The 14742-nt window shown below is 61.3% G+C and carries 16 protein-coding genes; 13 read left to right on the top strand and 3 right to left on the bottom strand.

All coding sequences use genetic code 11. The annotated features are described in order from the left end of the window. Window positions 1-243 precede the first annotated feature (243 nt). The 10 genes from Q0K15_RS08025 (at window position 244) to pgsA (ending at window position 10066) form a co-directional block, all read left to right on the top strand. Window positions 244-1617 (top strand): hypothetical protein, encoded by a 1374-nt coding sequence (locus Q0K15_RS08025; RefSeq protein WP_294515028.1) that lies wholly within the window; start codon window positions 244-246, stop codon window positions 1615-1617. Between the two features lie 67 nt (window positions 1618-1684). Beyond that, on the top strand, window positions 1685-2374 hold the full coding sequence (locus tag Q0K15_RS08030; RefSeq protein WP_130849401.1) for a response regulator transcription factor: 690 nt from the start codon (window positions 1685-1687) through the stop codon (window positions 2372-2374). A 47-nt stretch (window positions 2375-2421) separates the two neighbouring features. After that, window positions 2422-3822: a HAMP domain-containing sensor histidine kinase gene (locus Q0K15_RS08035; protein ID WP_294515063.1), complete on the top strand. Its 1401-nt coding sequence runs from the start codon at window positions 2422-2424 to the stop codon at window positions 3820-3822. Window positions 3823-3960: 138 nt separating this feature from the next. Further along, the gene (locus tag Q0K15_RS08040; protein WP_294515039.1) at window positions 3961-4941 is read left to right on the top strand and encodes a DUF1385 domain-containing protein; all 981 of its coding nucleotides are present in this window, start codon (window positions 3961-3963) and stop codon (window positions 4939-4941) included. A gap of 44 nt (window positions 4942-4985) precedes the next feature. After that, complete coding sequence (gene prmC, locus Q0K15_RS08045; RefSeq protein WP_294515041.1) at window positions 4986-5849, top strand: peptide chain release factor N(5)-glutamine methyltransferase; 864 nt, start codon at window positions 4986-4988, stop codon at window positions 5847-5849. A 38-nt stretch (window positions 5850-5887) separates the two neighbouring features. Continuing rightward, entirely contained in the window at window positions 5888-7000 is a 1113-nt protein-coding gene (gene recA / locus Q0K15_RS08050) for a recombinase RecA (protein ID WP_294515043.1), read from the top strand. Further along, window positions 6987-7616, top strand: a complete 630-nt coding sequence (locus tag Q0K15_RS08055; RefSeq protein ID WP_294515045.1) for a regulatory protein RecX — start codon at window positions 6987-6989, stop codon at window positions 7614-7616. The genes recA and Q0K15_RS08055 overlap by 14 nt, the downstream gene beginning before the upstream one ends. Then, entirely contained in the window at window positions 7613-8188 is a 576-nt protein-coding gene (locus Q0K15_RS08060; RefSeq protein WP_294515047.1) for a nitroreductase family protein, read from the top strand. The genes Q0K15_RS08055 and Q0K15_RS08060 overlap by 4 nt, the downstream gene beginning before the upstream one ends. Window positions 8189-8214: 26 nt before the next feature. After that, entirely contained in the window at window positions 8215-9534 is a 1320-nt protein-coding gene (gene rimO / locus Q0K15_RS08065) for a 30S ribosomal protein S12 methylthiotransferase RimO (RefSeq protein WP_294515050.1), read from the top strand. 4 nt (window positions 9535-9538) lie between these two features. After that, window positions 9539-10066, top strand: coding sequence for a CDP-diacylglycerol--glycerol-3-phosphate 3-phosphatidyltransferase (pgsA, locus tag Q0K15_RS08070; RefSeq protein ID WP_294515052.1), 528 nt, complete (start codon window positions 9539-9541; stop codon window positions 10064-10066). Window positions 10067-10124: 58 nt separating this feature from the next. Here pgsA and Q0K15_RS08075 read toward each other — a convergent pair whose 3' ends face one another. The 3 genes from Q0K15_RS08075 to Q0K15_RS08085 all read right to left on the bottom strand — a co-directional run bounded on the left by Q0K15_RS08075 (window position 10125) and on the right by Q0K15_RS08085 (window position 11472). Next, complete coding sequence (locus Q0K15_RS08075; protein ID WP_294515055.1) at window positions 10125-10634, bottom strand: hypothetical protein; 510 nt, start codon at window positions 10632-10634, stop codon at window positions 10125-10127. Further along, entirely contained in the window at window positions 10631-10906 is a 276-nt protein-coding gene (locus Q0K15_RS08080) for a hypothetical protein (protein WP_294515057.1), read from the bottom strand. The genes Q0K15_RS08075 and Q0K15_RS08080 overlap by 4 nt, the downstream gene beginning before the upstream one ends. Window positions 10907-11013: 107 nt before the next feature. After that, window positions 11014-11472 carry a zinc ribbon domain-containing protein gene (locus tag Q0K15_RS08085; protein WP_294515059.1) on the bottom strand — a complete coding sequence of 153 codons (459 nt, stop codon included), beginning with the start codon at window positions 11470-11472 and terminating at the stop codon, window positions 11014-11016. A gap of 153 nt (window positions 11473-11625) precedes the next feature. Here Q0K15_RS08085 and Q0K15_RS08090 point away from each other — a divergent pair, with 153 nt between their 5' ends. From Q0K15_RS08090 to cysS, 3 genes are all read left to right on the top strand, one after another. Continuing rightward, on the top strand, window positions 11626-12249 hold the full coding sequence (locus Q0K15_RS08090) for a zinc ribbon domain-containing protein (RefSeq protein WP_294515060.1): 624 nt from the start codon (window positions 11626-11628) through the stop codon (window positions 12247-12249). A gap of 347 nt (window positions 12250-12596) precedes the next feature. Next, on the top strand, window positions 12597-13250 hold the full coding sequence (gene epsC, locus Q0K15_RS08095) for a serine O-acetyltransferase EpsC (RefSeq protein ID WP_227605098.1): 654 nt from the start codon (window positions 12597-12599) through the stop codon (window positions 13248-13250). A 14-nt stretch (window positions 13251-13264) separates the two neighbouring features. Then, on the top strand, window positions 13265-14713 hold the full coding sequence (cysS, locus tag Q0K15_RS08100; protein WP_294515061.1) for a cysteine--tRNA ligase: 1449 nt from the start codon (window positions 13265-13267) through the stop codon (window positions 14711-14713). Window positions 14714-14742 lie beyond the last annotated feature (29 nt).

The following is a 14742-nucleotide window of genomic DNA, read 5'->3' on the forward strand; positions in this document are numbered from 1 at the left end:
GATTTTGAGTCCGTCACGTCTACCAATTCCATCATACCGGCGTGGACGATATAGGTGCAGAGATTATTATACACAAGGTTGGCCGAGACTGCAAGAGTGGATTTTTGACGTGGCGGAGAAAATTAAAAAATCCCATACCAAACTGGCGGGAAATATGGTATGATGATACATACGAGATTGCTGCCCATGAGAGAAGGCGTCCTCACGGGCGGCCGGGCAGTTCCCGGAAAGGAGGCGGCGGAAATGAGAAAGAAATGGATCGGGACAGTCATACTCTCCGTGGTCCTTCTGTGCCTTGGCGGCTGTGCGTTCAGCTCTCCCGAGGAGCTTTACGCCGTCCCCAAGGCAGCGGAGGATTACAGAAATCTTCAGGAGCAGATTGACAAGGTGCGCAGTGCGGGGGCTGAATACGCTGGTCCGCTGTTCGGTACCAATACCCAGCCCGTTCAGCTCATGGATCTGGATGAGGATGGGGTTCAGGAGGCCATTGCCTTCTTCCACGCCACCAGTGCGGACGATCCCGACCCGCTGAAGATCTACATCTACCACCAGACGGCAGATGGGACCTATGAGGTCTGGAACATCATTGAAGGGGATGCTCCCGCCATCAATTCCATCTCCTATGAGGATCTGGACGGTAAGACCGGTCCGAGTGGTCACATGGACAAGGAACTGGTGGTGAGCTGGCGGCTGAGCGACAAGATCTACCGCCTGGAGGCCTTCTCGGTCACCGGGCCGGAGGTGGAGACGCTGCTGCCCGCGGTATCCTATACCGACTATGTGCTGTGGGATATGGATAAGGACAATCAGAAAGAAATTGTCATGATTACCCTCAACACGGTGGACAGCGTCTATCAGGCCGACTATTATGATTACCAGTCCGGTCAGATGATGCTGCGCAGTTCGGCACCTCTGTCGGGCAAGATAACCGGTCTGGCCAGCAATACCAAGCCCATGGCCAGCTACCTGTACAACAACGGTATTGCTGAGCCGGCCATCTTTGTGACCTCCAATCTCATCACCGGCATCATCACCGATATTTTTACCTGGCAGAAGGACAAGCTGGTGAATATCACCTTGAATCCCTCCACCGGTATGAGTGATGATACCTTCCGGCTCAATACCAGCATCTCGATTCAGGACATCAACAACGATGGCTATCCGGAGGTGCCCAGACCTACCGCCCTACCCACGCCGGATGCCGTCAGCAGTCTGGATTTCTGGCAGGTCGAGTGGATGCAGTACGACCTGAAGGGAAATCCCACGGTGGTCTCTACCACCTATTATAACGGCGAGGACGGCTGGTATCTGGTTATGCCGGAGCGCTGGCAGGGACAGGTGGCGCTTTCCCGACTGGACAACACCAGCAGTGGGGAGCGGGGCGTCCTCTTCTACCCCTACTCCGCGGAGCCGAGTGAGGGAAATACCGCGCCCAGGCCATTCCTCTCCATCTACAAGCTCACCGGCCCCAACCGAAAGACACGGGCCAATGCGGAAGGCCGGTTTGTCCTGCTGGAGGAGGACGATGTGATCTATGCCGCAGAATTCCGCACCGACAGCGGGTGGGATTGCGGCGTGGATCAGGAGGGGCTCAAGGCTCTGTTTCATTTGATTTAGGCTCCGGCCGGGCCGGGGAGGTCCGGCGGAGACAGTCCAGATCCACAACGGAAGGGAGTGTTCTGCATTGAAAAAAGTGCTGGTATTAGAAGATGAGGCCAATATCCGCAGCTTCGTGGTCATCAATCTGAAGCGCGCGGGATATGAGACCATCGAGGCGGGCACCGGTGAGGAGGCTCTGGCTCAGCTGCGCCGGAACCCTGATATAAAAGTGGCCCTTTTGGACATTATGCTTCCCGACGATATGGATGGCTTTGAGGTCTGCCGCCGCATCCGGGCCAGTGATTCCAAGATCGGTATCATCATGCTCACCGCCCGGACCCAGGAGATGGACAAGGTGACCGGACTCATGACGGGGGCCGACGACTATGTGACCAAGCCCTTTTCACCGGCGGAGCTCACCGCCCGGGTGGACGCCCTCTACCGCCGCACCGGCGGGGATGTGGAGGTAGACAGCGGTGAGATCAGCCAGCCTCCCTTCCTATTGAACACCCGGAACCGGACGCTGGAGAAAAATGGCCAGCGGGTGAAGCTCACTCAGGTGGAGTATTCCATCATGAAGCTCTTCATGGACAATCCGGGTAAGGCGCTCTCACGGGATGAGATCCTGGATACCGTGTGGGGCCGGGACTCCTTCGGCGAACTGAAGACGGTGGACGTGAACATCCGCCGCCTGCGTATCAAAATCGAGGACGACCCGACAAACCCCACTTATATTACAACAGTATGGGGTTATGGGTACAAGTGGGGATTCTGACCTTAAATTGAGCGTAATAGAGAGGAGGCGGAGTGACTGTGGCAAAGATGAAGGGAATCCGGAAGCGGTGGATGCTCAACAGTATCTCCGCCGTGCTGCTCATCGTGCTCTTCGCTGTGGCAGCCTTTTCCGCCGCTATCGCCAGTTATTTTTACTCCACCATGAGTACGGGACTCAAGTCCCGGGTCACTGCGGCCCTGCCTTTTTTTAGCAGCGCCATGACCCAGAGTGAATATCTCCAGACGGCCAACGATTACGTGAGCACCTTTGCCGATAAGGACCGCCTGGAACTGCAGATCATCAATCCCGCCGGAAGCATCGATCAATCCACCAACGATTTGACCATTCCCGGCTCCTACCCCGGTACGCCAGACGTGACGGGAGCCATCGAACAGCGGGTGCTCACCCCCTGGACCGGCACCGCTCCGGACACAGGGGAGCGGATCATGTCGGTGTCCATGCCGGTGGTCAGCCGGAACGGTACGCTGCTGGGTGTCATCCGTATGGTGACCTCCCTGAACCGCTGTGACCTCCAGGTGGCCAAGATTGTGGCGGTGGCCCTCCTCGTCGGCGCTGCCATCGTGCTGCTGGTCTCTTTCTCCAATCTCTATTTTGTCCGCTCCATCGTGGAGCCGGTCACCGCCGTCACCGAGACCGCCAAGCGCATCGCCGCCGGCTCTTACGGCATCCAGATGGAGAAGAAGTACGATGACGAGGTGGGCGACCTCACCGACGCCATCAACGATATGTCCCTGAAGATCGACCAGTCGGAGAAGATGAAGTCGGAGTTCATCTCCTCCGTGTCCCACGAGCTGCGCACCCCTCTCACCGCCATCAACGGCTGGGCCGAGACCATCATGAACGGCGAGGTCCGGGATGCCGCCGACGTAAAGAAGGGCATGGGGATCATCGTCTCCGAGGCCAGGCGGCTCACCAATATGGTGGAGGAGCTGCTGGAATTCTCTCGTATCGAGGATGGCCGATTTACTTTGTCAGTGGAGCCCATGGATATCAAGGCTGAATTGGAGGATGCTGTTTACACCTACACCGAATTCTTCCGCCGGGAGGGGATCACCCTCACCCATACTGACTGCGAAGAGGAATTTCCGCCCATCCCCGGCGACCCGGAGCGGATGCGCCAGGTTTTCTGCAACCTGCTGGACAATGCTGCCAAGCACGGCGGCTCCGGCAAGCGTATCGATACCGCCATCCGCGGGGAGGAGGATGCGGTGGTCATCACTATCCGGGACTACGGTCCCGGTATCCCGGAGGATGAGCTCCCCCACGTCAAATATAAGTTCTACAAGGGCAGCTCCAAGGCCAGAGGCTCCGGCATCGGCCTGGCGGTCTGTGAAGAGATCATCACCCGCCACAATGGCCGCCTGGACATCGGCAACGCCGAGGGCGGCGGCTGCATCGTCACCATCCGGCTGCCAATGAGCGGCTGAACTGGAGAAATGGAACATTAGTTCGATTTCCTCTTGCTTTTCCCAACCTCCTTTGTTATGATGGAAGTTGGGCCGATTGGCCCCCACTTTCTGTATCGGGGCTGAAGATCTTTATCAATCAGAGGAGAACCTGAATCCATGGCAGAAAAACAGAGCCAGGCCTGCGCCACGCCCTTCCGTACCATGATCGGCGGGCAGGCACTCATCGAAGGGATCATGATGATGGGTCCCGACAAGAAATCCATCGTGGTCCGCCGCCCCGACGGGGGGCTGGAGGTCAAGACCGAGGAGCGCAAGCTCATCAAGGACCGCCATCCTGTCCTGGGCTGGCCTTTCATCCGGGGTGTGGTCAACTTCTGTGTGTCCATGTATACCGGCGTCACCGCTCTGATGTATTCGGCGGAATTTTACCCCGAGGACGACGAGCCGGAGGAGCCCTCCCGCTTCGAGAAGTGGCTGGACGAGAAGCTGGGCAGCGAGAAGGCCATGGCCTTCTTCACCACCCTGGCGGTCATCATCGGCATGGCCTTCTCCGTGGGCCTTTTCTTCGTGCTCCCCACGCTCCTGTCCGGCGGCGTCATGTGGTTTTTCCCCAATATCCCGCTGTGGGTCCGTAACCTGGTGGAGGGGGCCACGCGGGTGGTCATCTTTCTGGGCTACCTGATTTTGTGCTCCAAAACCACGAGCATCCGAAGGGTGTTCTCCTACCACGGCGCCGAGCACAAGACCATCTTCTGCTACGAGAAGGGCCTGGAGCTCACCGTGGAGAACGTCCGCATCCAGCCCAAGCACCATCCCCGCTGCGGCACCAGCTTCCTCTTCGTGGTCATCGTGGTGTCCATCCTGCTCTCCAGCATCGTTTTCTCCTTCTGGCACTTCACCAACCCCTGGCTGCGGACCCTGGTCCACCTGGCCCTGCTGCCGGTGGTGGTGGGCCTCACCTGGGAGATCAACCGCTATGTGGGCGGACACGACAACCTGCTGTGCCGGGCCGTCCGTCGGCCGGGCATGGCCATCCAGCGCTGGACCACCTTTGAGCCCGACGACTCCATGATCGAGGTGGGCATCGAGGCCCTTAAGCAGGTCCTGCCGAAGGAAAAGGGAAAGGATCAGTGGTAAGACCTGGGAAAACGCTGATATCATCACAGACAGAGGGTGATTCTATGGCGACCACCTACAACAATCTATACCTGGATACCCGAAAACGCCTGCGGGCCCATGGGGTGGAAATGGCCCAGCTGGAGGCCCGGGAACTGGTGTGTTTTGCCGCCGATAAGACCCGGGAGCAGTTTTTCCGGGATCTGTCTCTTTACGCCTCCAAAGAGGTGGAGGAGAAGGTGGAAGAGCTGACCCAACGGCGTCTGGCCGGGGAGCCGGTGGCTTACATCATCGGGGAGTGGGAGTTTTACGGTCTGCCCCTGGACATCTCCAGGGACGTGCTCATTCCCCGGTCCGATACCGAGGTGCTGGCCGAGCGGGCCATCCTGCTGGCCAAGGCGGCGGGAGAGGGCGCCCGGGTGCTGGACCTGTGCGCCGGAAGCGGCTGTGTGGGCCTGGCGGTGGCCGCTCACGCACCCAACTGCCGGGTGGTGCTGGCCGACCTCTCCGAGGCGGCCCTGCGCATCTGCAAGCAGAACGTCCGCCGCAACAACCTCAACGCCCGGGTGACCTGCGTCCAGGCCGACGCCACCCAGGCACCGGCGGCCAGCCTGTGGGATTTTGACGTCATTGCCTGCAATCCACCCTACATCCCCCACAAGGATCTGCCCGATCTGGATATGTCGGTGCGGGACTATGAGCCCTGGGCCGCCCTGGATGGCGGCCTGGACGGGCTGGACTTTTACCGGGCCATCGCCCAGCGTTGGGGCACCGCCCTGCGGCTGGGCGGCAGTCTCATCTTCGAGGTGGGCATCGGACAGGCAGCCGATGTGGAGAAGATCATGGCCCAGAACGGATTTGAAAATATTGTCACCCACCAGGACACCCAGGGCATCTGGCGTGTAGTGGAGGGGACCGCCAACCATTGACGCCGGCGCTGCCGGCACAGAGAACGGAGTGAAGTAGTTTGGCAGATAAAAAGAAATCCATAGTTGAGGCGGCCGCCCCCGCCAGCGATAAGAAAAAGGCCCTTGAGACCTGTATGGCCCAGATTGAGCGGACCTACGGCAAGGGCTCCATCATGCGCCTGGGAGAGAACGCCAGCGTAGTGGTGGAGGCCATTCCTACCGGTTCCCTGTCCCTGGACCTGGCCCTGGGCATCGGCGGCGTGCCCCGGGGGAGGATCATCGAGATCTACGGCCCCGAGTCCTCCGGTAAGACCACCCTGGCCCTCCACATCGTGGCCGAGGCCCAGAAGAGGGGGGGCGAGGTGGCCTTCATTGACGCCGAGCACGCCCTGGACCCCTCCTACGCCCGGGCCCTGGGGGTGGACATCGACTCCATGCTCATCTCCCAGCCCGACACCGGTGAGCAGGGCCTGGAGATCTGTGAGGCACTGGTCCGCTCTGGCGCCATCGACGTGGTGGTGGTGGACTCTGTGGCCGCCCTCACCCCCAAGGCGGAGATCGAGGGCGACATGGGCGACTCCCATGTGGGCCTTCTGGCCCGGCTCATGAGCCAGGCTCTGCGGAAACTGGCCGGCTCCATCGCCAAGACCAACTGCATCGTCATCTTCATCAACCAGCTGCGGGAAAAGGTGGGCGTCATGTACGGCAATCCGGAGGTCACCACCGGCGGCCGGGCCCTGAAGTTCTACGCCTCCGTTCGTATGGACGTGCGGAAGGTGGAGACGCTGAAGAACGGCTCCGAGATGATCGGCAACCACGTCCGGGTGAAGGTGGTCAAGAACAAGGTGGCGCCCCCCTTCCGGCAGGCGGAGTTCGACATCATGTTCGGCCAGGGCATTGCCAAGACCGGTGAACTCATCGACCTGGGCGTCCAGCTGGACCTGGTGCAGAAGTCGGGCTCCTGGTTTGCCATGGGGGAGACCCGCATGGGCCAGGGCAAGGAGGCTGCCAAGCAATACCTGCTGGACAACCCCGAGGTGGCCGAGCAGCTGGAGGCCGACATCCGGGCCAATTCCTACAAGCTACTGCCCACCCAGGCCAAGGCGGCCGCTAAAGCCGCCGGACGGGCGGTAGACGTGACCGCCGAGGATTTCGAGGATGCGGATCAGTAAGCTCTCCGCATCCAAGCATAAAAAAGGCCGCATCCTGGTCCAACTGGACAGCGGAGAGCTCCTCCGCATCGGCGAGCGGGAGGTGGTGACCTTCTCCCTGTATGTGGGCAAGGAGCTCACGGCGGAGGAGAAGAACGCCCTGGAAAATGCTGCCCGGGAGAGCGGCCTAAAGGACCGGGCGCTGAGCCTGCTCACCACCCGTCCCATGTCCCGTAAGGAGCTTACCGACCGGCTGGTGGAGCGGGCCGACGCCACGGAGGAAGAGGCCGGGGCGGTGGCCGACGAGCTGGAGCGGCTGGGGCTTCTCAACGACCGTACCTATGCCGAGACCCTGGTGCGGCACTATTCCACCAAGGGCTACGGTCCCTACCGGCTCCGGGAGGAGCTGCGCCGACGGGGGGTGCCCCGGGAATATTGGGACGAAGTCCTGGCGGACCTGGACGACCCGTCGGAGGCCATTGACGCCTTTCTGCGCCAGAGGCTCCGCGGACGGATCACCGACCGCCGGGAGCTCAAGCGGGTCTCCGACGCCCTGGCCCGCAGGGGCTATCACTGGACCGACATCAGCGCGGCATTGCGCCGCTATGACGCATCACTGGAGGAGGATGAAACATGAATGCTATGGAATGTCTGCTGACCCGACGCAGTATCCGCAAGTACAAGAGCGATCCCATCCCCCGCGAGACCCTAGAGGAGATCCTGGCGGCGGCCTGCTGTGCCCCGTCGGCCATCAACATGCAGCACTGGTATTTTGTCGTCATCCAGAGCCCGGAAAAGATGGCGGAGTTCCGGGAGGTGATGCGCCGGGTCATGGTGGCATTCCACCCGGTGCTGGAGGACCGGTTCAAGAAAAATCCGGAGACCATCCAGGAGACCGAGAGCTTCCTGGTGAGTCTGGGCGGGGCCCCGGCTGTAGTGCTGGCCTTCTTCCTCAAGGACAACTTCCCCGACCGGGACGGCGCCATGCAGAGCGTCTCTGCCGCCATTGAAAACCTGATGCTGGCCGCCTGGGAGAAAGGCGTCGGCTCCTGCTGGATGTCGGCGGCCCAGCGCATGGGCTTCGGCCCCGAGCTCCAGGCCAAATATGCCCCCGGGAAGGGCGAGTTTGTCTCCGCCATTGCCCTGGGCTATCCCGACCAGTCCCCCAAGATGCCGCCCCGCCGGGAAGGGCGCTGCGTCTTCCTCTGATCTGAATAAAGAAGGAGAGCATCCACTTGAAAGTTGCATTCGTATCCCTGGGCTGTGCCAAGAATCTGGTGAACACGGAGCAGATGATGGCTCTGTGCCGGGAGGCGGGCTACACCGTCACCGGGGAGCCCGAGGGGGCCGACGTGGCGGTGGTCAACACCTGCGGTTTTATTGACTCCGCCAAAAGTGAGGCCATCGACACCATTTTGTCCATCGCCCCGCTGAAAAGTGCCGGAAAGCTAAAGAAGCTGCTGGTGGCCGGCTGCCTCACCCAGCGCTACCAGGATGAGATCATGGAGGAGCTGCCCGAGGTGGACGGCATCCTGGGCACCGGCAGCTACACCGACATCGTCCCTGCTATCCAGTCTGTGATGGAGGGGGACACCCCCACTTACTTTGGTGACATCGACCACACCATCGAGGACGGCAAGCGTATGGTGTCCACGCCCCCCTATACCGCCTATCTGAAGATCGCCGAGGGCTGCGACAACCGCTGCGCCTACTGCATCATTCCCTATCTCCGGGGCCGCTACCGCAGCCGGGACTTCGGGTCCCTGCTGGAGGAGGCAAAAGGCCTGGCGGACAGTGGGGTAAAGGAACTGCTGGTCATCGCCCAGGACATCACCCGGTACGGCACCGACCTCTACGGCCGCCGCCGTTTGGCCGAGCTCCTCACCGAGCTTTGCAAAATGCCCTTCCACTGGGTGCGGCTCCACTACCTCTACCCCGACGAGATCGACGACGAGCTCATCGATGTCATCGCTCGAGAGCCCAAGATCGTCAAATACCTGGACATCCCCATCCAGCACATGAGCGACAAGATCCTCAAGTCCATGAACCGCCGGGGGGACAGCGCCCTCATCACTGAGGCGGTGTCCAAGCTGCGGGCCAAGATGCCCGATCTGGTACTGCGCACCTCCATTATTGTGGGCTTCCCCGGCGAGGGGGAGGCCGAGTTCGAAGAGCTCTGCCAGCGTCTCCCCGCGCTGGATTTCCAGCGGGCGGGGGTTTTCCCTTTCTCCTGCGAGGAGGGCACCCCTGCTGCCAAAATGGCCGACCAGGTCCCCGCCGACGTGGCGCAGCACCGGGCCGAGCTGCTGGTGGACCTCCAGTCCCGGGTCATGGACCGCTGGAACGAGGACCGGTTGGGCACCGTCATGGAGGTCCTTTGCGAGGGCTTTGACGCCGACATGGGCTGCTGGTCGGGTCGGACCTATGCCGACTCCCCCGACATCGACGGCCACGTGTACTTCACCGCCGCCGGTACCGTGCCCGCCGGGACCTTTGTCAATGTGCGTATCACCGGTGTGTCCGACGGGGACCTGACCGGCGAGATCGAGGAGTGATACCATGAATACAGCCAACAAACTCACCATGACCCGAGTGGTCATGATCCCCATCTTCCTGGCGGTTTTGTACCTGGTCATCCCGCCCTATAACCATTACATTGCCTTGGCCATCTTTATCCTGGCCAGTATCACAGACTTCATCGACGGCTATGTGGCCCGGCACTACAACCAGATCACCGACTTCGGCAAGTTTATGGACCCCCTGGCAGACAAGCTGCTGGTGGTCTCCGCCATGCTGTGGTTCATTGAGAGTGGGCAGATGCCCGCTTGGGCTGTCCTCATTGTGGTGGCCCGGGAGTTTGCTGTCACCGGCCTCCGGCTGGTGGCCGTGGACAACGGCCGTGTCATCGCCGCCGGCTGGTCCGGCAAGGTAAAGACCGCCTCCACCATGGTGTGTATCTGCATCATGCTGCTGAGCATCCCGGCCTGGCTCAACACGGTGTGTGTGGCCGTCATTGTGGTCACCACCCTCTACTCCGGCGTGGAGTACTTTGTCAAGAACCGGGACGTCCTCAACTGGAACAAGTGAGAAAAAGGTCCCCGGCAGTTCGTGTGAACTGCCGGGGACCTTTTGCGTATTTCGCCTGTCAGAAGGAGTGGAAGAGGGAAAACAGCAGCCAGGTGACCACAGTCCAGATCAGCAGTGCGGTCAGGATAGTCCCTACCGTTTTCCAGAAGGTCATGGGGCTGGCGGCCTGTTCCGCCCAGGCCCGGGACCGCTCTTGGGTGAGGTCTACGGCGGCGGTATCCCGAACGGCCTCCGGGGTCCACACCGACTTGTCCCGGACCACCTTGCAGGTGCAGGTGTGGCGGAGGACATCGTTCAGGGCCCAGGCCTCCTTCCAGGTGAGTCCCTGGACCGCCACGGCTGGGCTCTCCTCGGTAAGGGCCTGGGCCTCCGCCTGGGTCAGAGTCAGCCGGTCGTGGAGAATGGCGGCGGTCTTGCCGGGGTTGGGACCGGGATCGACCAGGATCAGGGCATACCGGGCGGGGAGGTCGGCGGCGCGGAGGGGGGTAGCCGCAATGGATGCAGGCGACAGCCAGGTCGGAGACTTCCTTGCCGCACTCAGGGCAGTTGGTGAGGGCCATGGGATCACGTCCTTTCGTTGTTTCCCGGGAAATGGCGCCCGATTAGCAGATAATATAGGGCGCCGCCGGCCAGATAGGCGGCAAAGTCGTACCAGTCAAAGACGGCGGAGGGCTTGAGCACAGGGGCGAAGCCCTCCCACACCCCGCCGCACAGGAGGAGGAAGGGAAAGAGGTGGGCGGGACGGTGGAGGTGGAAGGACAGACCGGAGCAGGCCAGCAGCAGATTGGAAAAGCCCAGGATGAAGACACCGGCCAGGATGTCGTAGCCGTACCAAACCAAAAAGCGGCCGATGGGGCCGGTGGGAGCGGGCAGAAGGGCTTTGCCCAGCAGGTAGAGGAGGGCGGGGAGGATCGCCGCCAGGGCATAGGCAGCGACCTCCCGGGGGTTTACAGGATGGAGAGCAGGAGGACGGCGGCAAAAATGCCCACGATAACCGCCGCCACTGTTCCCCCAAAACCCAGGCCGGCCTGCGCTTTCTTCTCCTGGCTGTCGGGCAGCGGGATGTCCGGAGCGGTGAGAAGGGCCTCGTCGGTCTCCCCCCGGTCCCGGACCAGCTTGACATTGGGACGGAAGGAACTGGCCAGCTCCACGGCGGCGTCATAGCTCAGATCCCGGCGGAGGAGGGCGGGGAGGTGGTCCACCAGATTCTTGGCCTGGGTGTAGTCGTCGATCTGGAGCCGCTCCTGGACGGTAAGGATGGTGCTGACGTAGTCGGAGTCGCGGCTGAGCAGCACCAGGGCAAAGCGCTCCTCCTGGGCCTTGGACAGGGGATAGCCGCAGTGGATGCAGGCGGCGGCCTGGTTGGAGACCTCCTTGCCGCACTCAGGGCAGTGGATGAGGGCCATAGATATTCCTCCTTTGCTGTCTCTTTGTGGTTTCATCATATCATACATCGCCTGAGCCGGGCAAGATGTGACAGAATAATGGAAAAAATCTGAGTAGGCTTGTCACATTCCAAACGGCTCAAACGATATAGAATGGTGAAAGGAGGCATGGAAATGGCATTGATCTATTGTCCGGAGTGCGGCAGGGAGGTATCAGAGCATGTCGCCGTCTGTATCCACTGTGGCGCATCCCTGAAACGAGCCCAAGAGGAACGGTTTGCCCTGGTACTTCTCTCCGCAAATACGGACTACGAGGGCCTGGTTCAGCTGATACAGGAGACAAGCAAGCTGGAGGACCGGGAACAGGCCGAGACGCTGCTCAGTGCGCCGCCGGTCCTCCTCGGGCGGGGATTGACACGAAGCGAGGTTTTAGTCTTTCTGAAACGGCTGGGCTCTCGGGCCACCGTAAAGCTGGTCCGGGACGGCGGTGAGGCGGAGGCCGAGCTGCTCTCCGCTCCGGAAGTTTCCCAGACCTCTCTGGAGGGACAGGGCCGGGAGAGAACTCTCTGGAAGTGGTGGTCCGGATTGAGTGTTTTCGGTGGGCTTCTGCTGATGTGGTGTGCACCTGTTTTCGGAATGTGGTTCAGATCTGCATACAATTTGCGCACAGGTGGTATGTGGGTGGACGATGCCATTGTCTTCTATGCATTTATGACGGTGGCCATCCTGCTCACCGGTCTTCTGTTCGCTGTGGTCGGGGTGGTCCTCTTCTTCCGCAAGGTGCTCCGAGATATGTAAAACTCATCAAGGCGTCCCCATCGGGGATGCCTTGACACGTTTTCCGGAACATGATAATATACTAGAGACATAGGAGAAACCGGCGCGAGGAACGGAAAGAGTAGCGCGGGGGAGCGTACCGGAAAGAGAGAGACCGTCACCGGCTGAAAGCGGTCTTACGGCAGTCCCGCGTGAAGTGCATCCGGGAGCGCGGGGGCGTAATGCCCCACGGCCAGGCCCCGTTAACGGCCCGCGAGCGAGAAACGAGAGTGGAACCGCGTACGTGGATCAACGGCGCCTCTCATGCCTTCGGGCATGAGAGGCGTTTTTGCGTCTGGCCCAAACCCACATAGAACGGGAGGTACCCCATGTTCAAACGACTTTCAGAGACCCTGGGCGCCTATCAGGCCCGCGACCCGGCGGCCAGGAGCAAGCTGGAGATCTTTCTCCTCTACCCCGGCGTCCACGCCATCATCTTTCATCGGGTGTCCCACTGGCTCTACCGCCATAAGCTCTTCTTCCTGGCCCGGCTCAATTCCCAGATCGCCCGGCACCTCACCGGCATCGAGATCCACCCCGGCGCCCAGATCGGACGCCGCTTCGTCATCGACCACGGCATGGGCATCGTCATCGGCGAGACCACCGAGATCGGGGACGACTGCCTCATCTACCACGGGGTCACCCTGGGCGGCACCGGCAAGGACCACGGCAAGCGCCATCCCACCCTGGGCAACAATGTGATGGTGTCCGCCGGGGCCAAGGTGCTGGGCCCCTTCAAGGTGGGGGACGGCGCCCGCATCGCCGCCAACGCCGTGGTTTTAAGCGAGATCCCGCCCCAGGCCACCGCTGTGGGCGTCCCCGCACGGGTGGTGCGTATCGCCGGTGAGAAGGTGGACTTCGCCTCCTCCGTGGATCAGATCCACGTTACCGACCCAGTGCAGAAGGAGCTCCAGGCCCTCTCCTCCCGGCTGGAGTGGCTGGAAAATTATATTGATGAACAACATAGAATGGAGAACAGATAAGGAGTCAGACCGCTATGAAACTGTATAATTCCGCGTCCCATACCCGGGAGGACTTTGTCCCCCACACCCCCGGCAAGGTGAGCATGTACACCTGCGGCCCCACCGTCTACCACTTTGCCCACATCGGCAACCTGCGCAGCTACCTCATGGAGGACGTGCTGGAGAAGTTCCTCCGGTACGACGGCTATGACGTGACCCGGGTCATGAATATCACGGACGTGGGCCACTTGTCCTCCGACGCCGACACCGGCGAGGACAAGATGCTCAAGGGTGCCCAGCGGGAGCACAAGACCGTCATGGAGATCGCCCAGTTCTACACCGACGCCTTCTTTGCCGACTGCAAGAAGCTCAACATCAAGTATCCCGACGTGGTCCAGCCCGCCACCGGCATGATCGACAGCTATATCAAGGTCATCACCAAGCTGATGGACACCGGCTACGCCTACTTTGCCGGCGGCAACGTCTACTTCGACACCTCCAAGCTGGACCACTACTACGTCTTCAACGACCACGACGAGGAGGACCTGGCGGTGGGTGTCCGGGAGGGCGTGGAGGCCGATGAGAACAAGCGGAACAAGACCGACTTTGTCCTGTGGTTCACCAAGAGCAAGTTTGAGGACCAGGCCCTGAAGTGGGACTCCCCCTGGGGCGTGGGCTATCCCGGCTGGCACATCGAGTGCTCCTGCATCTCCATGAAGTACCTGGGGGAGTACCTGGACATCCACTGCGGCGGCGTGGACAATGCCTTCCCCCACCACACCAATGAGATCGCCCAGTCCGAGGCCTATCTTGGCCACCCCTGGTGCAAGTACTGGGTCCACATCGCCCACCTGGACACTGTCGGCGGCAAGATGAGCAAGTCCAAGGGTGAGTTTACCACCGTCTCCACCCTGGAGGAGAAGGGCTACGACCCCCTGGTCTACCGCCTCTTCTGCCTCCAGTCCCACTACCGGAAGGCCCTGGTCTTCTCCTACGAGAATCTGGACAACGCCAAGGCCGCCTATGAGAAGCTGGTGGGCCGGGTGGCCGCCCTCAAGCCGGAGGGGGCCGCCGACGAGGCCGCCATGGCCAAGTACGACACCGCCTTCCGGGAGGCCCTGGGCAACGACCTCAACACCTCCCTGGCTGTCACCCGCCTCTACGACGTCCTCAAGGCCAAGGACCTGAGCGACGCCGACAAGGCCGCCCTGGTGGGGCGGTTCGACCAGGTGCTGGGCCTGGACCTCCTGGAGAAGGCGGAGGCCAAGCGGGCCGAGCAGGCCAAGACCACCACCACCGCCTCCGCCGGTGGCTACACCGTCACCGGTGGGGGGGATGCCGAGATCGACGCCCTGGTCCTCCGCCGGGGGGAGGCCAAGAAGGCCAAGAACTTTGCCGAGGCCGACGCCATCCGCGATGAGCTGAAGGTAAAGGGAATCGAAGTCACCGACGTGCCCGGCGGCGCCGTGTGGAAGCGGGTCTGAGCCGTCCGCCGGAACAGAACAGAAAAAGG

The organism is uncultured Intestinimonas sp. (genome assembly GCF_944387245.1).
Taxonomy (GTDB): Bacteria; Bacillota; Clostridia; order Oscillospirales; family Oscillospiraceae; genus Intestinimonas.

Excerpts from the sequence above, each read along its gene's own strand:
- Q0K15_RS08025 (WP_294515028.1), top strand. The coding sequence starts at position 244 with ATGAGAAAGAAATGGATCGGGACAGTCATACTCTCCGTGGTCCTTCTG.
- Q0K15_RS08035 (WP_294515063.1), top strand. The coding sequence starts at position 2,422 with ATGAAGGGAATCCGGAAGCGGTGGATGCTCAACAGTATCTCCGCCGTG.
- Q0K15_RS08040 (WP_294515039.1), top strand. The coding sequence starts at position 3,961 with ATGGCAGAAAAACAGAGCCAGGCCTGCGCCACGCCCTTCCGTACCATG.
- prmC (WP_294515041.1), top strand. The coding sequence starts at position 4,986 with ATGGCGACCACCTACAACAATCTATACCTGGATACCCGAAAACGCCTG.
- Q0K15_RS08055 (WP_294515045.1), top strand. The coding sequence starts at position 6,987 with ATGCGGATCAGTAAGCTCTCCGCATCCAAGCATAAAAAAGGCCGCATC.
- Q0K15_RS08060 (WP_294515047.1), top strand. The coding sequence starts at position 7,613 with ATGAATGCTATGGAATGTCTGCTGACCCGACGCAGTATCCGCAAGTAC.
- pgsA (WP_294515052.1), top strand. The coding sequence starts at position 9,539 with ATGAATACAGCCAACAAACTCACCATGACCCGAGTGGTCATGATCCCC.
- Q0K15_RS08085 (WP_294515059.1), bottom strand. The coding sequence starts at position 11,472 with ATGGCCCTCATCCACTGCCCTGAGTGCGGCAAGGAGGTCTCCAACCAG.
- Q0K15_RS08090 (WP_294515060.1), top strand. The coding sequence starts at position 11,626 with ATGGCATTGATCTATTGTCCGGAGTGCGGCAGGGAGGTATCAGAGCAT.
- epsC (WP_227605098.1), top strand. The coding sequence starts at position 12,597 with ATGTTCAAACGACTTTCAGAGACCCTGGGCGCCTATCAGGCCCGCGAC.
- cysS (WP_294515061.1), top strand. The coding sequence starts at position 13,265 with ATGAAACTGTATAATTCCGCGTCCCATACCCGGGAGGACTTTGTCCCC.